The sequence below is a fragment of the Hydrogenophaga sp. ANAO-22 genome (assembly GCF_042466645.1).
Taxonomy (GTDB): Bacteria; Pseudomonadota; Gammaproteobacteria; order Burkholderiales; family Burkholderiaceae_C; genus Hydrogenophaga.
Genome location: NZ_CP159956.1, coordinates 1,580,395 through 1,595,829, shown reverse-complemented (window position 1 = coordinate 1,595,829; position 15,435 = coordinate 1,580,395). Strand labels below are relative to the sequence as shown.

The following is a 15,435-nucleotide window of genomic DNA, read 5'->3' as shown; positions in this document are numbered from 1 at the left end:
TGGGCCGTTGCGGGTTCCCGGGGGAACTGTGGCCGGGCGGGGGCCCGCGCCCCACGCTCACCAGTTCAACGCGGACGTTCGGACCGGGGCGTCCCAGAGAGCCTTCAATTCGCTATCGAGCACGGTGAGCGTCAGCGAGGCGCCTGCCATTTCGAGTGCGGTCGTGTAGTTGCCCACCAGAAAGCGCACGGGCTTGAACCCCAGCCACGTGAGCTGGGCTTCGGCCCGGTGTTGGAGCAGGTACAACTCCAGCAGCGGCGTGCCGCCAAAGCCATTCACGTGCAGCAGCACTTCGGCACCTGGCCGCGGTTTCAAGTCGCTCAAGATCGCGCCGACCAGCTCGTCGACGATGGCATCGGCGCGCTGCAGCTTCTCGCGCCGCCGGCCCGGTTCGCCGTGGATGCCCACGCCGATCTCCATCTCGTCATCCGCCATCTCGAATGTCGCCCGTCCGGCCGCCGGCACGGCGCAACTGGTCAAGGCCACGCCCATGGACGCCGTGGCCCGGTTGACCCGGTCGCCAAGCGCCTTGCATTGAGCGAGATCGGCTCCAGCCTCGGCCGCCGCGCCGACCATCTTCTCGACCATCACGGTGCCGGCCACACCGCGGCGTCCGGTGGTGTGGGTCGAGCGCTCGACGGCCACGTCGTCCTGGACCAGCACGGTCGCGTTCGGGATCTCCAGCATCTCGCTGGCGATTTCGAAGTTCATGACGTCGCCGGCGTAGTTCTTGACGATGAACAGCACGCCGTGCCCCATGTCGACCTCGGCTGCCGCCGCGAGCATCTGGTCGGGCGTCGGCGAGGTGAACACCTGGCCCGGGCACGCTGCGTCCAGCATGCCGCGTCCGACGAAGCCCAGGTGCAAGGGTTCGTGGCCGGAGCCACCACCGGAAATGAGGGCCACTTTGGGTCGAGGCGGCGGCCCCGAACGCCGCACGAAGCAGGGGTCGGGGTGCAGCTCGATCACGTCCGCATGCGCCGAGACCATACCGGCCAGCGCGTCGCGAAGGAGGCCGTCGGCATCATTGAGAAATTTCTTCATGGCTCCATCAACCTTGCTGGGCGAGCACCACCGCGGTGACCGCCGCGAGGACGACCTCGCAGGTCTTGCAACCGGGGTCGACGTGACCGAGTGCACGCTCTCCCAGGAACGAGGCGCGCCCTTTGGTGGCGATCATGTCGCGCGTCGCGAGCATGTTTTCTCTGGCTTCCGCGTTGATCCGTTCACACAGGTCCTTCAGAGGAATCGAGCCCTCGGCCTGCTGGAGCAGGAAGCGTGAGACGGGGATCAACACATCGAGCATCGTCTTCTCGCCGACGTCGGCCTTGCCGCGCAGCTGGATGGATTCGACACCCGCGGCGAACGCGTGAGCCATTTGCTTGCGGTCCAGCGGGCCGGCGTCGGCCAGCGCTTTGCCCATCGCGACGAAGAATCCCGAGATCAAGGGGCCGGATGCGCCCCCGATCGTCGACAGAAGCTTCATGCCGATGGCGCCGAACGCCGCCCCGGCGGGCCTGGACTCGAGGTCCGCGCGCATGACCATCAGCACATCGCAGCCGCGTCGCACGTTGAGATAGTGGTCGCCATCACCGATGGCGCGATCGAGCGACTCGATGTTCGACTCATTGGCCAGAATCGCGGCGTGCACAGCGCCGATGCTGGCGGAAATCATGGAGTTTTTCATGGGGAGGCCTCGCCGCCATGGGCGGCGGGTGGATGTGGTCTGAGGGATCGCCGGGCGGTTAGTTGATGGCGCTGGCGTAGAAGCTCTTCTCCATGCTCGCCATGTCCACCGCCTGCAGTTCGGGCGACAGCGGGTATTGGTCGGCGTCGGCATGCACTTTGGCTTTGTCGAACCTGTTCGCATCGGCAATGAAGTCGTTGAGCACGTACTTCTTCGCGTCGATCTCGATCGACGACTGGCCGATCCGTTTGAGGAGTTTGAAGAAGTTGTCCCAGGCGGCAATGTCGTGCTCGCCCCAGCCCTTGCGCAGGGTCAGGTCGCTCTTGAAGGTGCGGTGGATCTGCAGCAGGCTCTCGGTGCCGTAACGAGGGCCGTAGTTCCGAAGCGTTTGGGGCAAGGCCTTGAAGACCATCTGCGCCGCGGCGCGGGGGTTCCGGTCAGCGAACTCGGAGCCCATCGCCCAGCCCCGGAGGTACTTCTGCAGGACCGCTTTGCGGTCCGGGTCCTGGATGTCCGCTCGGCGCACGACGAGTGAATTGGAGGGGAGCTTGGATCCCCGCATCCCGAGCCAGTAGTCGAACTTGAGGCCCTTGGCCTCAAGGTCGGCGCGCAGCCCTTCCCAGGCCAGGCAGGCGTCGCCTTGACCGCTTTGCAGCGCCTTCGTCCAGGTCGGCCAGCCGGCCTCGATGTACTTGATGCTCCTGGGGTCCACCCCGGCATCGGCGAACATGGGGTCCGCGATCGACTGCCATGCCGCGGACCCCAGCAGCACCGTCTTGCCCGCGAGCTGCTTGAGGTCCCTGACGCCCTCGCCCTTGCGGAAGGCGATGTTGAACAGGTCCCGCGCGCCGCTGCCGTAGATCGACACCAGGTCCATCTTGTTGTTGACGGCGAAGGACAACACGCCCGGTGAGGGGAAACCGATGTCGGCCTGGTTGACGGCCAGGAACTTCACCACCGCCGTGCCGTCCGAGGGCCCGGGCTCCATCTTGGTCTGCACCCCCAGATCGCCGAAGTAGTCCATCTCCCTGGCCACCCAGTACGGGTAGTCGTCCATCACCTCGATGGTGCCGCGCGGGGAAATCCAGGTGTGCGTTCCCCTGTAGGGCGCCGCGTGGGCGATGCCCGCCGGCAGCAGGGCCCCGCCCAGGACCGTGGCGGTCACCACGCCGGTGGAACTGACCTGCAGGAAGTGCCGGCGCGTCAAGCCTGGCGACGCGATGGAATGGTTCATGGATGCTCCTTCGTCGTTGTGCGCCGCAAGCGGGCGCGGGTGGGCGGCTGGCCCCAAGGCCGGGCCGTTCGTGGCAAGAATCGGGTTCAGCTTTCCCAGCCGGCGAGGCGCTTGCCGAGCCAGAAGAAGAGCAGGTAGATCAGGATGCCCAGCAAGGCCAGGATCAGGATGCAGGCGAAGAACTCGGGCATTCGGATGACCGAGGAGTAGGTCGTCAGACGGCTGCCCAGACCGAAACCGCCGCCGGCCATCTCGGCACCCACGGCCGTGATGAGGCCGAAGATCGCACCCATCATCAGCCCGACGAGGACCATCGGCATGGCCATCGGGATGCGTATCTTGGTGAAGATCTGCAGCGTGGAGGCGCCGTACGAACGGGCCAGGGCGATCTTGCCCAGATCCACCCGGCGAAACCCCGTGGCCGCGTTGATCATCACCATCGGCCCGCAAGCCAGGGCCACCGCGACGATGCGGGGCGCATAGCCGAAGCCGAAGTTCAGAATCAGGAGTGGCACCAGCGCGAGCATGGGCGTGGTGACCAGCAGCAGGATGTACGGCGTGATGATTTTTTCCGCGAACGGAAACTGCGTGATCAGCGCCGCCAGCATCAGGCCGATGCTGGCGCCGATGGCGTAGCCCGACAACAGCTCGACCAGCGTGTGGCCGGCGTGCGTGGCGATGACCGGCACTTCGTCCGAGAAAAACACCGCGATGATCGAAGAGGGTGTGGGCATGATGAAGGCCGGAACCTCGAACATCCTCAGCAGCAGTTCCGCCCCGCCGACCATGAGCACCGCCACCGCGATGACCGCCACCATCTCCTGCGTCGACTGAATGCCGACACCGCTCAGTCCTCCGGACATGCCAGCCTGGCCCGCGGCCTTCGGCTGGCCAAACTCGGGGATGCGATCGCCCAGTGCCTTGTCGGTCATTGCGTCGCTCCCGCTTGCGCCGTCCTGGGGGATGCCGGCTGATGTTGGATTTCGGCCTTGATCGTGTTGACCACGTCGAAGAACTCGCGCGTTTCCATGATGTCCAGTGCGCGCGGGCGCGGGAAGTCGATCGTGAAGGTCTTGGCCAACCGGCCCGGCCTGGCGCTCATCACGTGGACCTTGTCGGACAGGAAGACGGCCTCGGGGATGCTGTGGGTGATGAAGACGATGGTCTTTCGTGTCTCGAGCCAGATTTCCTCGACCAGCATGTTCATCTCGTCGCGGGTGAAGGCGTCCAGCGCGCCGAACGGTTCGTCCATCAGCAACACCGAGGGGTCGAACGACAAGGCACGCACGATAGAGGCGCGCTGCTGCATGCCGCCGGAGAGTTCGCGCGGCATCTTCGAACCGAAGGCCCCCAGACCGACACGTTCCATCAAGTCGGTGAGCCTCTGGCGGTCGGCCTGCTTGCCGCTGATCTCGAACGGGAACTCCAGATTTTTCTGGATGGACCGCCAGGGCAGCAGGTTGGCGTCCTGGAAGATCATCCCGATGTTCGGGTTGGGGCCATGGATCGGCACACCGTCCAGGCGGATCTCGCCGCTGGTGAGATCGTGCAGGCCCGCCATCGACCACAACAAGGTGGACTTGCCGCAGCCCGATGGACCGACCAGCGAAACGAACTCGTGGTGGCCGACGTGCAAGGAGACGTTGTCGAGTGCGTGAACCCGTCCGGTCCTGGTCTCGTAGTGCTTGGTCGCTCGGTCGATGACGAGCTTGATCGGCGATGGGTGGTTCATGGAATTTTGGGAGTGGGTGTCGAGACGGAGGGGGTCAAGCCGGGAAGTCCAGCAGCTCGCGCAGGTGCTTGTCCACCTGCGCCGTGTAGGCGGGATCGAATCCGTTCAATGCCATGTGTCCCTCCACGGCCTCGATGACCCTGAACGCCGAACGAGGGATCAGGCGCTGCTCGGCCTCACAGTCGCGTGGCGGGAAGAACATGTCGTGGCTGATCGGCATCACGCAGCACCGGGCCGTGATCCGGCCCAGTGCCTTGGCCAGATCACCGGCCGTGTGGCGCGACACATCACCCCGCTGCCACTTCCACGCCATGCACAGCAGGTTGTTGGCGTCCATCGGGGCGAAGTAGGCGCGCATGACGCCGTTGATGAAATCGCGCTCGGAGGACATGCCCAACAGCGACTGCCAGCGCTTCTTTTCGTAGAACTCGGTGCTCCAGCCCATGACGGCGAAGATTCCCGCCATGCGGTTCAAGCCGTCGCGCACATCCTCGCCGCGCTCGTACCAGCCCTTGTTCCAGTGCGGGTCGGAGGTCAGCGCTTCGATGAGCGTCTCGGTGAACATGAAGTCGTGGAAGGTGTTGCGGGCCGTGGCGGCGACCACGGCGGCCCGCTTGACCTGGTCGGGGTACCGCACCGCCCATTCATAGACCTGTTGGCCCCCCATGGAGCCGCCAAAGACCAAGGCCAGCTCCGTGATGCCGAACGCGTCCTTCAGCAGCCGCCGCTGCGCCTGCACGTCATCGCCGATGCGCACCCTCGGGAAGCGCGCCATCGACTGGGCGCCGGGCGTGTTGTGCGGCGAGCTCGACAAGCCGCTGCCGATCTGATCGACGATGACGATGAAGTATTTGGCGGGGTCGAGCGCGCGGCCCGGGCCGACGTACACGTCCTCCATCACTTTGCCCGTGCCCGAAAACCAGGTCGTCACCAGCACGGCGTTGTCGCGGGCGGCATTCAGCTTCCCGTGGGTGCGGTAGGCCAGCTTGCAGCCGCGCAGGGTTTCGCCTTCTTCCAGGATCAGATCCCCCATGTCGCGGAGCGTGTAGGTCCCCTGATGCATGGGGAATAGAAGTCGTTGTCGATCACACCGAGGGCCTTTCGAGAGAGTGGGGGGTCTGCATGGGCTGGAATCGTCTTCGGATCGGGCCCGTCTGAACATTGCGAAAAATCGCGTAGGGAAACCCCGCTACGCCGCGCGCGCGGCCGCGGCGCACACTTTCACCATGAGTCCCGATCAACCCGCGCCAGGCCAGACTGGGTTTCCGTCGTACCCCGAGGTGGTTCAGTCGACGCTGGTTCGTTTGCGCGACGGTCTTTTCGGTTCGGCCGGTCGCATCCGCTGGCGCCCAGCCCGGGATCTGGCCGCGCACATGCTGCTGTTCGTGGATGACGCCCAACGCTGTTCGGCCATTGCCGTGGAGTGGATTCGCGGCGATCTCGGCTGCTCACGGGTGGACACGGGCCTGGGCGCGCCCGGCAACGCGACGTACGTGCCGGGTTACGCGGAGTCGCGGGACCCGGACGCCGAGGTGCCGACGTACGCCGGTGCGCAGGTCAACAACATGGCAGGCGCGATGCAGCTGATGTGGAAGACCGAGCACCCGATCGTCTTCAGGGACGTCGCCGCGGACGGCCGCTTCGACGTCCGGCTTCACGACATGCTGGTGAACGCCGGGACCACCTCCAAAATGGCCGCGCCGGTGGGCCATCGTGGTCGTCCCATCGGTTTGATCTGTGCCAATTGGGTGGGTCGCTCCATCCCCAACAGTTCGGCGCTGCACGAGCACTTCGAGTCCGTGGTCGGTGATGTGCTTGGGCCGATTCTGCTGGCCTCGTGCGAACTGGCGGCGATGCGCGCCGCGGCTGAGCGGGCGGAGTCGGGAGCGGGCGGCGCTGCGGCGGGCGGCGAGGGCCAGGGCCTTGTCTTGCTCACGCCGGCCGAGCTCAAGGTCGCCTGGCTGGCGGCCTCTGGTTTGCCGTACAAGCTGATCGCCGACCGCTTGAACAAGTCGTTTTCGACCGTCGATCACCAGATGCGCAGCATTCGGCACAAACTGAAAGTGCGAACCTACGCCGAACTGGCGGCGGTGCTGGCGAACTCAGGCGGACCCAGCTCGAAAAACGAGCTGCTCTAGGTCGGCCCTGCGCGCGCCGACGATCGCCGGTGACTCAGGGCTCGCGCGGGCAACCGCTGCCGGGCCTGCCGTCCAGGTGGGGCATCAGCACCGGCGCCATGGAGCGCAGGATCTGCACCGGCAGGCCGGAGGTGAAGCGGTAGCCGGCCGCGTCCGGTCCGATCACGTAGGCGGTCACGCTGCCGAAGTGCCGTGGTCCCAGGTAGAACACGAAGGTGGCCGTGCGGTTCAGGGCCACCCCACCGCGCCGGTTCACCACCACGCGGTTGTCGCCGGTGCCGGTCTTGCCTCCGGGCGACAGGTCTTCTCCCGAAGCCGACTGAAAACTGCCCGAGAGCCGGCGGGCGGTGCCGGCTTCCACCACTTCCGACAAGGCTTTCTTCAAGGCCTGGGCCACCTCGGGCGCCATGACGCGTTCACCTTCCGTCGGCGTGGGCCGCAGCGCGGTTTCCCACGGTGTGCCTTGCGCGAAACGCAGGTCGGCGATGCGCAGCGTGGACCGGCGCACCCCGCCGTTGACGATGATGCCCATCAGCTCGGCCAGGGCGGCGGGCCGGTCCCCGGAGCTGCCCAGGGCCGTGGCCAGCGACGGCACCAGATGACCGAAGGGGTAACCCAGCCGGGTCCAGCGGCGGTGGATTTCCAGGAAGGCTTCCACCTCCAGCATGGTGTGGATGCGGGCATCCTGCGCGTCCTTCGCGCGCGTGCGGAACAGCCAGCGGTAGACCGCCTGGCGCTCGGCGGCGCTGGCGGCGACCGCCTCGTCCAGCGTGGCCCGGGGGTGTTGCCGGCGGTAGGCCACCAGCCAGAGTTCCAGCGGGTGCACGCGGGCCACGTAGCCCCGGTCCGGCAGGTCGAGGGCGTCGAGCGCGAAGCGCTCGTACAGTTGCGCCACGCGGGGCGCCTCGGGCGCCTTGTCGCCCAGGCGGGCCGAGAGGAAGGCGCCCAGGGCTTCGGGCGATGCCGTGGGCTCCAGGTAGCGGAACACCGCGGTCAGCCGGTCGGCGCCTGGGCGCAGGCCGTCGAGCAGCATGTCGCTCAGCTCGGTCGGGGTGCGGTTGTCGGTCTTGCGCCAGAAGCGGCGCAGGAAGGCCTGGCCTTCGCGGTCGGCGAACAGGGCCAGGTAGGTGTCGCGGCGCGGATCGAGGTGGTCCTCCAGCAGCCGCGCGGTGTCGCCGGGCCCCTGGTACATGGTGTGGCGCACGATCTCGCGCAGCAGGCGCACGAAGGGCAGGTTGATGGAGGCCTGCATGGCCTCGCGCAGGCTGGGTTGTCGCGCGTCGTCCTTCTTGTTGAAGTTGTTGAAGCTGTGCAGGCCGCCGCCGGTGAAGAACTGCTCGTGCGGGCTGGCGGAGAAGCGCCGGTCCATCGCCGCTTCCAGCATCGCGCTCAGGCCGTGGTCGTTCGGGCCCGACAGGTAGTCCACCGCCCAGCGGCTCAGGCTGTCCTGCGGGCTGACCTCGGTGGCTTTCAGCGCGGCGGGTTCCAGCGGCGCGAGCCGGGCGTGCAGTTCGGCGACCAGCTCCAGGTAGGTCGCCAGCACCCGCAGCTTGGCGGTGGAGCCCAGCTCCAGCTTGCTGCCTTCGTTGATGTCCAGCGGCTGCTGCGTCGTGTCGGTCTGCACCCGCACGAGGTTGCCCTGCGGCGTGCTTTCCAGCAGGGTGAAGCTGTAACGCACCTCGCCCAGGGTGTCGGGCTGCAGCAGGCGCTCGCCCATCAGCTCCTGCGAGCGGGCGAAGGCCGGCTCGGTCAGGCGCCCGAGGTAGGTGCTGACCGCGTCCTGCAGCTGGCCGTTCAGCGTGGTGCTGGCCTGGGCGTCGAGCCGGTCCAGGCTGTAGAGCGAGGTGCCGAGCAGGCCGGCCAGCCGGGTGCGCACGGTGGTCGTGCCCTTGCTCGCCGCGGCCGGCAGCAGCGGCGGGTTCTTGGTCATGTCGCGGAACACCAGCTTCTGTCGCAGGGCGGCGTCGCGCCAGGCGGCGTCGATGATGCCGGCCTCGGTCAGCAGGCGCAGGTGGGCGTCGGTGGCGCGGTCGAGTTCCTGGCGGCCCTGCGCGAGGTACCACGAGGGCCGGCGGTGGGCGATCATCAGCGCCACCGCCTGGCGCAGGACGCGGCCGCGGGCCGCGCCGTCGCCAGGGGCCGAGAGCGCGGCCATGGCGCGATCGAAGTCGGTGCCGAACCACACCCACAGGCCGTCGCCCAGGCCATGCACCTCGCCATGGCGGGGCGCCGCCGACAGCGGCACCGTGTTGAGGTAGTCCAGCACGAGCTGGCGGCGCACCGGCAGCGTGTCGGTGCCTTGCTGGTAGGCCCGCACCGAGGCCGAGGCCATCTGCCGCAGTTTCTCGCGCGCGTCGTGCGTGATGCCGCCGGGCGAATGGCGGTACTTCTCGATCTGCGTGGCCAGCGTGCTGCCACCGTGGGCGTCGATGTCGGGATCGATGTGGCTGCCCAGCTGCGCGAGCACCGCGCGCGTGAAGCGCAGCCAGTCCACCGCCGGGTTCATCTGCGGGCGCCCGGGGTCGAGCAGGTCGCGGTTCTCGATGAAGAGCAGGGCCTGCACCACCACCGCGGGCACGCTCTCGAAGCTCTCGAAGCGCCGGTAGGGGTAACGGAAGGCGTGCAGCGATTCCCGGCTGCAGTCGAACACGGTCAGGCCGGTGTGGGTCTTCTCCGCGTAGGGGGCGAACCAGCCGCGCTCCAGGTGGGTTCGCAGGGCATCGTCCTGGCGCGACTGCTCCGCGATCTCGAAGCCGCGCTCCTGCAGGCGGGTGGTGAAGGCCGGAAGGCTGGTGTAACCCATGCGTTCGTCGAACGGGCCGTGGGTGGGAAACCGGATGAGTTCGGCCGGACCAGGGGCGACGTGGGAATTCAGGGTGGCCGCATAGCCGTGCAGTTCCCGCGCCTGCCAGTGCGAGGTCTGCATCTCCCGGCGCAGCAGCAGCGCGGCCACCGCGCACAGGATCAGGAGGACCAGCAGGAGCACCCGCCACCGCAGGCGAAAGCCGGGTGGGCGCTGGTACCCGGGTGGGTCACCGGCGTGGGCCGTGTTGGGCGCTGCCTCCATCTGTGGTTCGACCATGCTGTGTTCCATTGGCTTCAAAGCCCCTGTGCAGATCCTGTGCGTGTGTGGACCGTGCCCAGGGTCATCTTGCACCTGCGCGGGTGCGTTGTTGGGCAGACCGGACCGGCGGCGATGCCACCGCGACGGGGACGGGTGCGGTGTGATGGCTGTCACGCCTGCGGGGTGCGGTGCGCTCGGCGGCGACCTGGCGGACCAGTCGCCAGGCCAGCTCCGCCGGGGGGGTCAAGGTCCGGTGGGCGCGGCGCACCAGCGCGATGTGCCGGTCGATGCGGGGCAGCAGCGGGCGCATCACCAGGCCCTGCAGCCCCGCGGGCGGCAAGGCCAGCATGGGCACGACCGAGATGCCCAGGCCGGCGTCCAGCATGCGGAAGATGGTGGTGACGTGGCCCACTTCCTGCGCCACGGAGGCCTCCACGCCGTGCAGGCGCAAGGCCTCGTCGATCAGGCCCCGGCTGCCGGAGGCGTGGTCCAGCAGCACCAGCGATTCGCCGGCCAGATCCGCCCATTTCGCGCCTCGGCGCCGGGCCAGGCGGTGCGAAGGCGGGCAGACGAGGCAGAAGGGCTCGGACAGGATGGTCTCGGCCTGCAGGTCGTCGCGCGCGCCGGTGTCGATCACCACGCCGAAGTCCACCTCACCCGCCAGCACGCTGGCCAGGGCATCGTGCTGGATGCGATCCAGCAGCAGCAGGTCCAGCCCCGGGTGTTCGCTGCGGCAGCGCGCGATGCATTCGGGCAGCAGGTTGGCCGACAAGGTCGGGCTGCTGGCCACGCGAACCCGGCCATGGCGCTGCGTGGCCTGGCCTCGTGACTCCTGCAGCACGGCATCCAGGTCTTCCAGCACGCGTTCGAGCTGCACGGCCAGGCTGCGGCCGGCATCGGTCAGCACCACCTCGCGCGTGGTGCGGTCGAGCAGCTTGAGCCCGAGGTGCTGTTCCAGTTCGGTCACGCAGCGGCTGACCGCGGGTTGGGACAGGCCGATGTGGGTGCCCGCCCGCGTGAAGCTGCCCTGCGAGGCGACGGCCTTGAAGACCCGCAACTGCCGCAAGCTGACATTCATTTGATATTGGTATCAATGGATCCGATAAATTCATTTTACTGTCGTCGGCGGCTGCGGTTCAATGGCCGTCCCACCGATTGACACGCGCGACGCCGCGCGCTCCTGCCATGGCCCGTTCCCGGCTGCTGCCCGACAACTTCACGCTGTACCTCGTTGCGACCGTCGTTCTGGCCAGCCTGTTGCCGGCCCGAGGCGGGTTCACCCAGGCGCTGAGCTGGGCCACCACGGTGGCGGTGAGCCTGCTCTTCTTTCTGCACGGAGCGAAGCTCTCGCGAGCGGCCATCTGGGCGGGCATCGGGCACTGGCGCCTGCAGCTGATGGTGGTGTCCACCACCTTCGTGCTGTTTCCCTTGCTCGGCTGGGCGCTGGCACCGCTGCTGCGGCCGCTGGTGACGCCCAGCCTCTACATGGGCATCCTGTACCTGTGCGCGCTGCCCGCCACGGTCCAGTCGGCGATCGCGTTCGCCTCCATGGCGCGAGGCAACATTCCCGCGGCCGTCTGCAGCGCCTCGGCCTCGACCTTGCTGGGCGTGGTTCTCACGCCCCTCGTGCTCGGTCTGCTGCTGACGCACAACGCCGCCATGGGCGATCCCCTGCAGGCCGTGGGCCGCATCAGCGTGCAACTCCTGCTGCCCTTCATTGCCGGCCATCTGATGCGGCCCTGGGTGTCGGGTTTCCTGCAGCGCCGCGCCTCCATCATGAAAGTGGTGGACCAGGGCTCCATCCTGCTGGTGGTGTACGCGGCGTTCAGCCACGCCGTCATCGCCGGGCTGTGGTCGCAACTGCCGCTGACGGCCCTGCTGGGCCTGCTGGCCGTGTGCGCGGTGCTGCTGGCGCTGGTGCTCACGCTCACGGTCTGGGGCAGCCGCCGGCTGGGCTTCTCGAAGGAAGACGAGATCGCCATCGTCTTCTGCGGATCGACCAAGAGCCTGATCAGCGGCGTGCCCATGGCCAACGTGCTGTTTGCCGCGCCCGTGGCGGGCGCGATCGTGTTGCCGCTGATGGTGTTTCACCAGATGCAGCTGATGGTGTGCGGGGTGATGGCGCAGCGGTATGCGCGCCGCCAAGGCGATCAGGCCACGGCGGTCGAGGGTGCCCAACCCTCCCTTTGAACAGATCAGCCGGTTCCATGTCCGAGCAGGCGGCGCACTTCCTTCAGCTGGTCCACAAGACGCCGCGTGCCGATTGGTAGCGCGCCTCAGGGGTTCAACTCAGGGGGGGATAACCACACCGCTGCGGCCACAGGTTGTCGAACGCATGGACCGATGCGCTTGCGTAGAGGCCCGCCTGGGTGAACGGCTCGTTGCGCTGCCAGCGCATCGCTTCCTCGCGACTCTTGAAGTCGATGGCCAGCAGGCTGCCGACCATGGCCGCACCCTCGTCACTTGTCAGGGGGCCTGCAAATGCGATGCGATCGGCCACCTGGGCCAGGTACGCCTTGTGCGATGGCCGCATCGCCTCACGAAGCGCCGCTGCGCCGGGCCGATCCAGCAAGTGAAAAACAAAAATCATGATCGCCTTCTGCTTGTGGACCGCCGTCTTCTTTATCCGCCGTACCGGGATTCGATGTTCGACCAGCGATCGAACCCGACGATCGTCTTGTACTCCTCGAACCCAACGCCGGTGCCCACCAGCTTCAGCTCGCCGCTGCGGATGTCGGCAAGGCTTTCCTGCATGACGCGCACGCTGCGCATCAAGAGCGAAATGCCGTAGATGACGATGCGGAACCCGAGATCTTCCAGTTCCTGCGGGCGCAGGATTGGCGTGCGCCCCCCTTCGAGCATGTTGGCCATCAGGGGCACGCCTGCCAGGCGTCGGCCAATGAGCGCGAGTTCTTCCACCGACTCAGGGGCTTCGATGAACAGGCCGTCGGCACCCGCCTGGGCGTAGCGTTCTCCGCGTCGCAAGGCCTCGTCCATGCCGTAGACCTCGCGGGCATCGGTGCGGGCAATGATGAAGGTGCGGGGGTCGCGGCGTTGCTCCGCGGCGGCGCGGATGCGGCGCTCCATTTCCTCGCAGGGCAGGAGTTCCTTGCCGGCGATGTGGCCACACCGCTTGGGAGAGACCTGGTCTTCAAAGAACAGGGCCTGGGCGCCCATCTTCTCGTAGGTGTGCACCGCATGAACCACGTTCTTGACGTCGCCGTAGCCGTTGTCGACATCCACCAGCACGGGCAGATCGGACACCGCGAGGATGTCGCGCACGCCCGCGCCGATTTCCCCCAGCGTGGCCAGGCCGATGTCGGGCAGGCCGAATCGAGCGCCGACCAGGGGGAAACCGCCAATGAAGTAGGCTTTGAAGCCGGCCTGCTGGATGAGCAGGGCGGAGATCGCATCGTGGGCTCCGGGGAGCACCAGCGGGCGTTCGCTGGCGACCAGATCGCGGAAGTGGAGGGGCATGGACGTGCTTGGTGTGGTCATGGCTTGAGCGTTGCCTTCTTTTTCACTGTTCAATCTTGATGTTGCCCGTGGTGATGACCTTGGCCCATCGGCTGCCATCATCCCGAACGAGCTTCTCCAGGTCCTGCGGCGTGCCGCCCAAAGCCTCGGCGCCCTGGCGTTCAAACTGGGCTCGAAGATCGGGGTCGCGCAGCGCCGCGTTGATGTGGCGATTGAGCTCCGCCACGATCTTCGGGGGATTCCCGCCGGCCCCATGAGCGCGAACCACGTCGTGCCGTCGAAACCCGCGAATCCCGCCTCACGCATCGTCGGCAGATCGGGGGCCAACGGCGATCGTTCCGGGCTGCCGATGGCCAAGGCCTTGATCTTGCCGGCCTGCGCCTGGGGCAGGGCCCAGACGATGCTGTCGAAGGTGAAGTCGATCTGTCCGCTGTTGAGCTCGGGCAGGGCTTGAATGCCCGTTTTGTAGGGAATGTGCCGAGCGCGGATGCCCGCGCGCTGGACAAAGTCCGCCGCGATGAGGTGCGTGACGGTGCCACTCCCGCTGGAGGAGTAGGTCAGTCCGCCTTCGCGGGAGGCCGCCAGCTGCGCCAGATCCTTGACGGTGGTCACCTTGAGCGCAGGACTGACCATGAGCACGTTGGGCGCCGAAGCGATGCGCGCGATCGCGGTGAAGTCCTTGATCGCGTCGTAGGGCAGCGGGCGCAGATGGGGCAGCACCGCATGGGTGCTGCTTGTCGCCAGCAGGAACGTGGTGCCATCGGGTGCGGCCTTGGACACGGCCTGTGCGCCGATGGCGCCGGCCGCGCCCGCGCGGTTTTCAATGACGACGGTCTGTCCAACGAGCCCACCCAGCTTCTCTGCCAGGATGCGGGCGAGCGCATCGGTGCTGCCGCCCGCGCCGAACGGCACCACGATGCGAATGGGTCGATCGGGCCAATCGGCGGCCTGCGCGTGGCCACCCAGCAGCGCGCACAGCGCGGCTGCGCAGAACACGGTGGCCAGGCTGCGCCTGCCTTTCGCCGCCGCTGGCGATGGAGGGTGGGTCTTGCGGTTCATGGCTGTTTGTCTCCAGGATAGGTGTTGGTCTGATATTCATGCGCACCATGAATAGACCTTCTTCAGAAGGTGCAACCAATGTAAATATTTCGGAGAACGGGGTCCAATGATGCTTTTCCATCTTCGTCAATGAATGGAATGCATAATGGATTCATGGACCTTCGACGGCTCGATCTCAACCTGTTGGTGGTATTCGATGCGGTGCTCAGCGAACGCAGCGTCTCGCGCGCGGCGGACCGCCTGGCATTGACCCAACCGGCGGTGAGCCATGCGCTGACGCGTTTGCGCCAGGCCTGCGGCGACCAGATCGTTGTCCGGCGCGGGCACGCCATGGTGCCCACGCCCAAGGCGGTGGCCTTGCAGCAGGAGGTCCGGGCGATTCTGGTGCGGGCTCAGCGGGTGTTTGCGATGTCCAGCGCATTCGATCCCGCGCGATCCCGGCGGCACTATCAGATCGGTTGCTCGGACCACGCCGCCGTGGCGATCCTCGAACCTGTGCTTGGCCGCATCCTTGCGCAGGCGCCTTTCGTGCGCATTCAACTGACGCACGTGGGGCGAACGCACGCGGCGGACATGATCCGATCCGGGGCGCTGGATCTGGCATTGGGTGTGCTCAACAGCGCCGACGATGCCATCGCCGTGAAGACCCTGAGGGAGGTTCCCTATGTCTGCGTCGCGCGCGCGGGCCATCCCGCCTTCAAGCGCCGACTCACCTTGGATCGGTATCTGGCGGCGGAGCACTTGCAGGTGCTGGTGCAGCCCGGGTCCTTCGGGGTCATCGACCAGACGCTGAGCCGCTTGGGGCAGGAGCGGAACATTCGACTCGTCGCCGCTCATTTCGAGGCGGCACTGCGCCTGCTCCCATCGACCGACTTGATCCTGACCGTCCCGAAAGACCTCGTCGCACGGCAGGAAGCGCGTTGGTCCCTGCAGGCCGTGCCATTCGCCTTGGAGCCCTTCCGGCATCAGATCGCGATGGGCCGGTCGTTCGCCGATGATCCGGGCACATCCTGGTTGATCGACATGCTGTCTGCCTGAGTTCTT

Annotated in this window: 13 protein-coding genes; 3 read left to right on the top strand and 10 right to left on the bottom strand. The window is 67.1% G+C overall.

Translation table 11 applies throughout. From position 1 onward, the window contains the following. Positions 1-57: 57 nt before the first annotated feature. The 6 genes from dhaK to ABSY19_RS07475 all read right to left on the bottom strand — a co-directional run bounded on the left by dhaK (position 58) and on the right by ABSY19_RS07475 (position 5,686). Positions 58-1,044 (bottom strand): dihydroxyacetone kinase subunit DhaK, encoded by a 987-nt coding sequence (gene dhaK, locus ABSY19_RS07500; RefSeq protein ID WP_382160821.1) that lies wholly within the window; start codon positions 1,042-1,044, stop codon positions 58-60. A gap of 7 nt (positions 1,045-1,051) precedes the next feature. Next, entirely contained in the window at positions 1,052-1,687 is a 636-nt protein-coding gene (gene dhaL, locus ABSY19_RS07495) for a dihydroxyacetone kinase subunit DhaL (RefSeq protein WP_382160818.1), read from the bottom strand. 58 nt (positions 1,688-1,745) lie between these two features. Next, positions 1,746-2,921, bottom strand: coding sequence for an ABC transporter substrate-binding protein (locus tag ABSY19_RS07490; RefSeq protein WP_382160815.1), 1,176 nt, complete (start codon positions 2,919-2,921; stop codon positions 1,746-1,748). Between the two features lie 86 nt (positions 2,922-3,007). Beyond that, positions 3,008-3,853 (bottom strand): ABC transporter permease, encoded by an 846-nt coding sequence (locus tag ABSY19_RS07485; RefSeq protein ID WP_382160812.1) that lies wholly within the window; start codon positions 3,851-3,853, stop codon positions 3,008-3,010. Further along, positions 3,850-4,653: an ABC transporter ATP-binding protein gene (locus ABSY19_RS07480; RefSeq protein WP_382160809.1), complete on the bottom strand. Its 804-nt coding sequence runs from the start codon at positions 4,651-4,653 to the stop codon at positions 3,850-3,852. The genes ABSY19_RS07485 and ABSY19_RS07480 overlap by 4 nt, the downstream gene beginning before the upstream one ends. A 34-nt stretch (positions 4,654-4,687) precedes the next feature. Further along, on the bottom strand, positions 4,688-5,686 hold the full coding sequence (locus ABSY19_RS07475) for an alpha/beta fold hydrolase (protein ID WP_382160804.1): 999 nt from the start codon (positions 5,684-5,686) through the stop codon (positions 4,688-4,690). A gap of 193 nt (positions 5,687-5,879) precedes the next feature. On the opposite strand from ABSY19_RS07475, the gene ABSY19_RS07470 reads away from it, so the two are divergent. Continuing rightward, complete coding sequence (locus ABSY19_RS07470) at positions 5,880-6,791, top strand: helix-turn-helix transcriptional regulator (RefSeq protein WP_382160802.1); 912 nt, start codon at positions 5,880-5,882, stop codon at positions 6,789-6,791. A 34-nt stretch (positions 6,792-6,825) separates the two neighbouring features. On the opposite strand, the gene ABSY19_RS07465 is transcribed toward ABSY19_RS07470, so the two are convergent. Continuing rightward, on the bottom strand, positions 6,826-9,873 hold the full coding sequence (locus ABSY19_RS07465; protein ID WP_382160799.1) for a transglycosylase domain-containing protein: 3,048 nt from the start codon (positions 9,871-9,873) through the stop codon (positions 6,826-6,828). A 64-nt stretch (positions 9,874-9,937) separates the two neighbouring features. Further along, positions 9,938-10,933 carry a LysR substrate-binding domain-containing protein gene (locus ABSY19_RS07460; protein WP_382160796.1) on the bottom strand — a complete coding sequence of 332 codons (996 nt, stop codon included), beginning with the start codon at positions 10,931-10,933 and terminating at the stop codon, positions 9,938-9,940. A gap of 107 nt (positions 10,934-11,040) precedes the next feature. On the opposite strand from ABSY19_RS07460, the gene ABSY19_RS07455 reads away from it, so the two are divergent. Then, entirely contained in the window at positions 11,041-12,045 is a 1,005-nt protein-coding gene (locus tag ABSY19_RS07455) for a bile acid:sodium symporter family protein (protein WP_382160793.1), read from the top strand. 94 nt (positions 12,046-12,139) lie between these two features. Here the strand turns inward: ABSY19_RS07455 and ABSY19_RS07450 are convergent, their stop codons facing one another. Next, on the bottom strand, positions 12,140-12,445 hold the full coding sequence (locus ABSY19_RS07450; protein ID WP_382160790.1) for a YciI family protein: 306 nt from the start codon (positions 12,443-12,445) through the stop codon (positions 12,140-12,142). A 32-nt stretch (positions 12,446-12,477) separates the two neighbouring features. Then, on the bottom strand, positions 12,478-14,391 hold the full coding sequence (locus tag ABSY19_RS07445; RefSeq protein ID WP_382160787.1) for a tripartite tricarboxylate transporter substrate-binding protein: 1,914 nt from the start codon (positions 14,389-14,391) through the stop codon (positions 12,478-12,480). A 153-nt stretch (positions 14,392-14,544) separates the two neighbouring features. Between ABSY19_RS07445 and ABSY19_RS07440 the strand changes: the two genes are divergently transcribed. Further along, the gene (locus tag ABSY19_RS07440) at positions 14,545-15,429 is read left to right on the top strand and encodes a LysR family transcriptional regulator (protein ID WP_382160785.1); all 885 of its coding nucleotides are present in this window, start codon (positions 14,545-14,547) and stop codon (positions 15,427-15,429) included. The last annotated feature ends 6 nt before the right edge of the window (positions 15,430-15,435 follow it).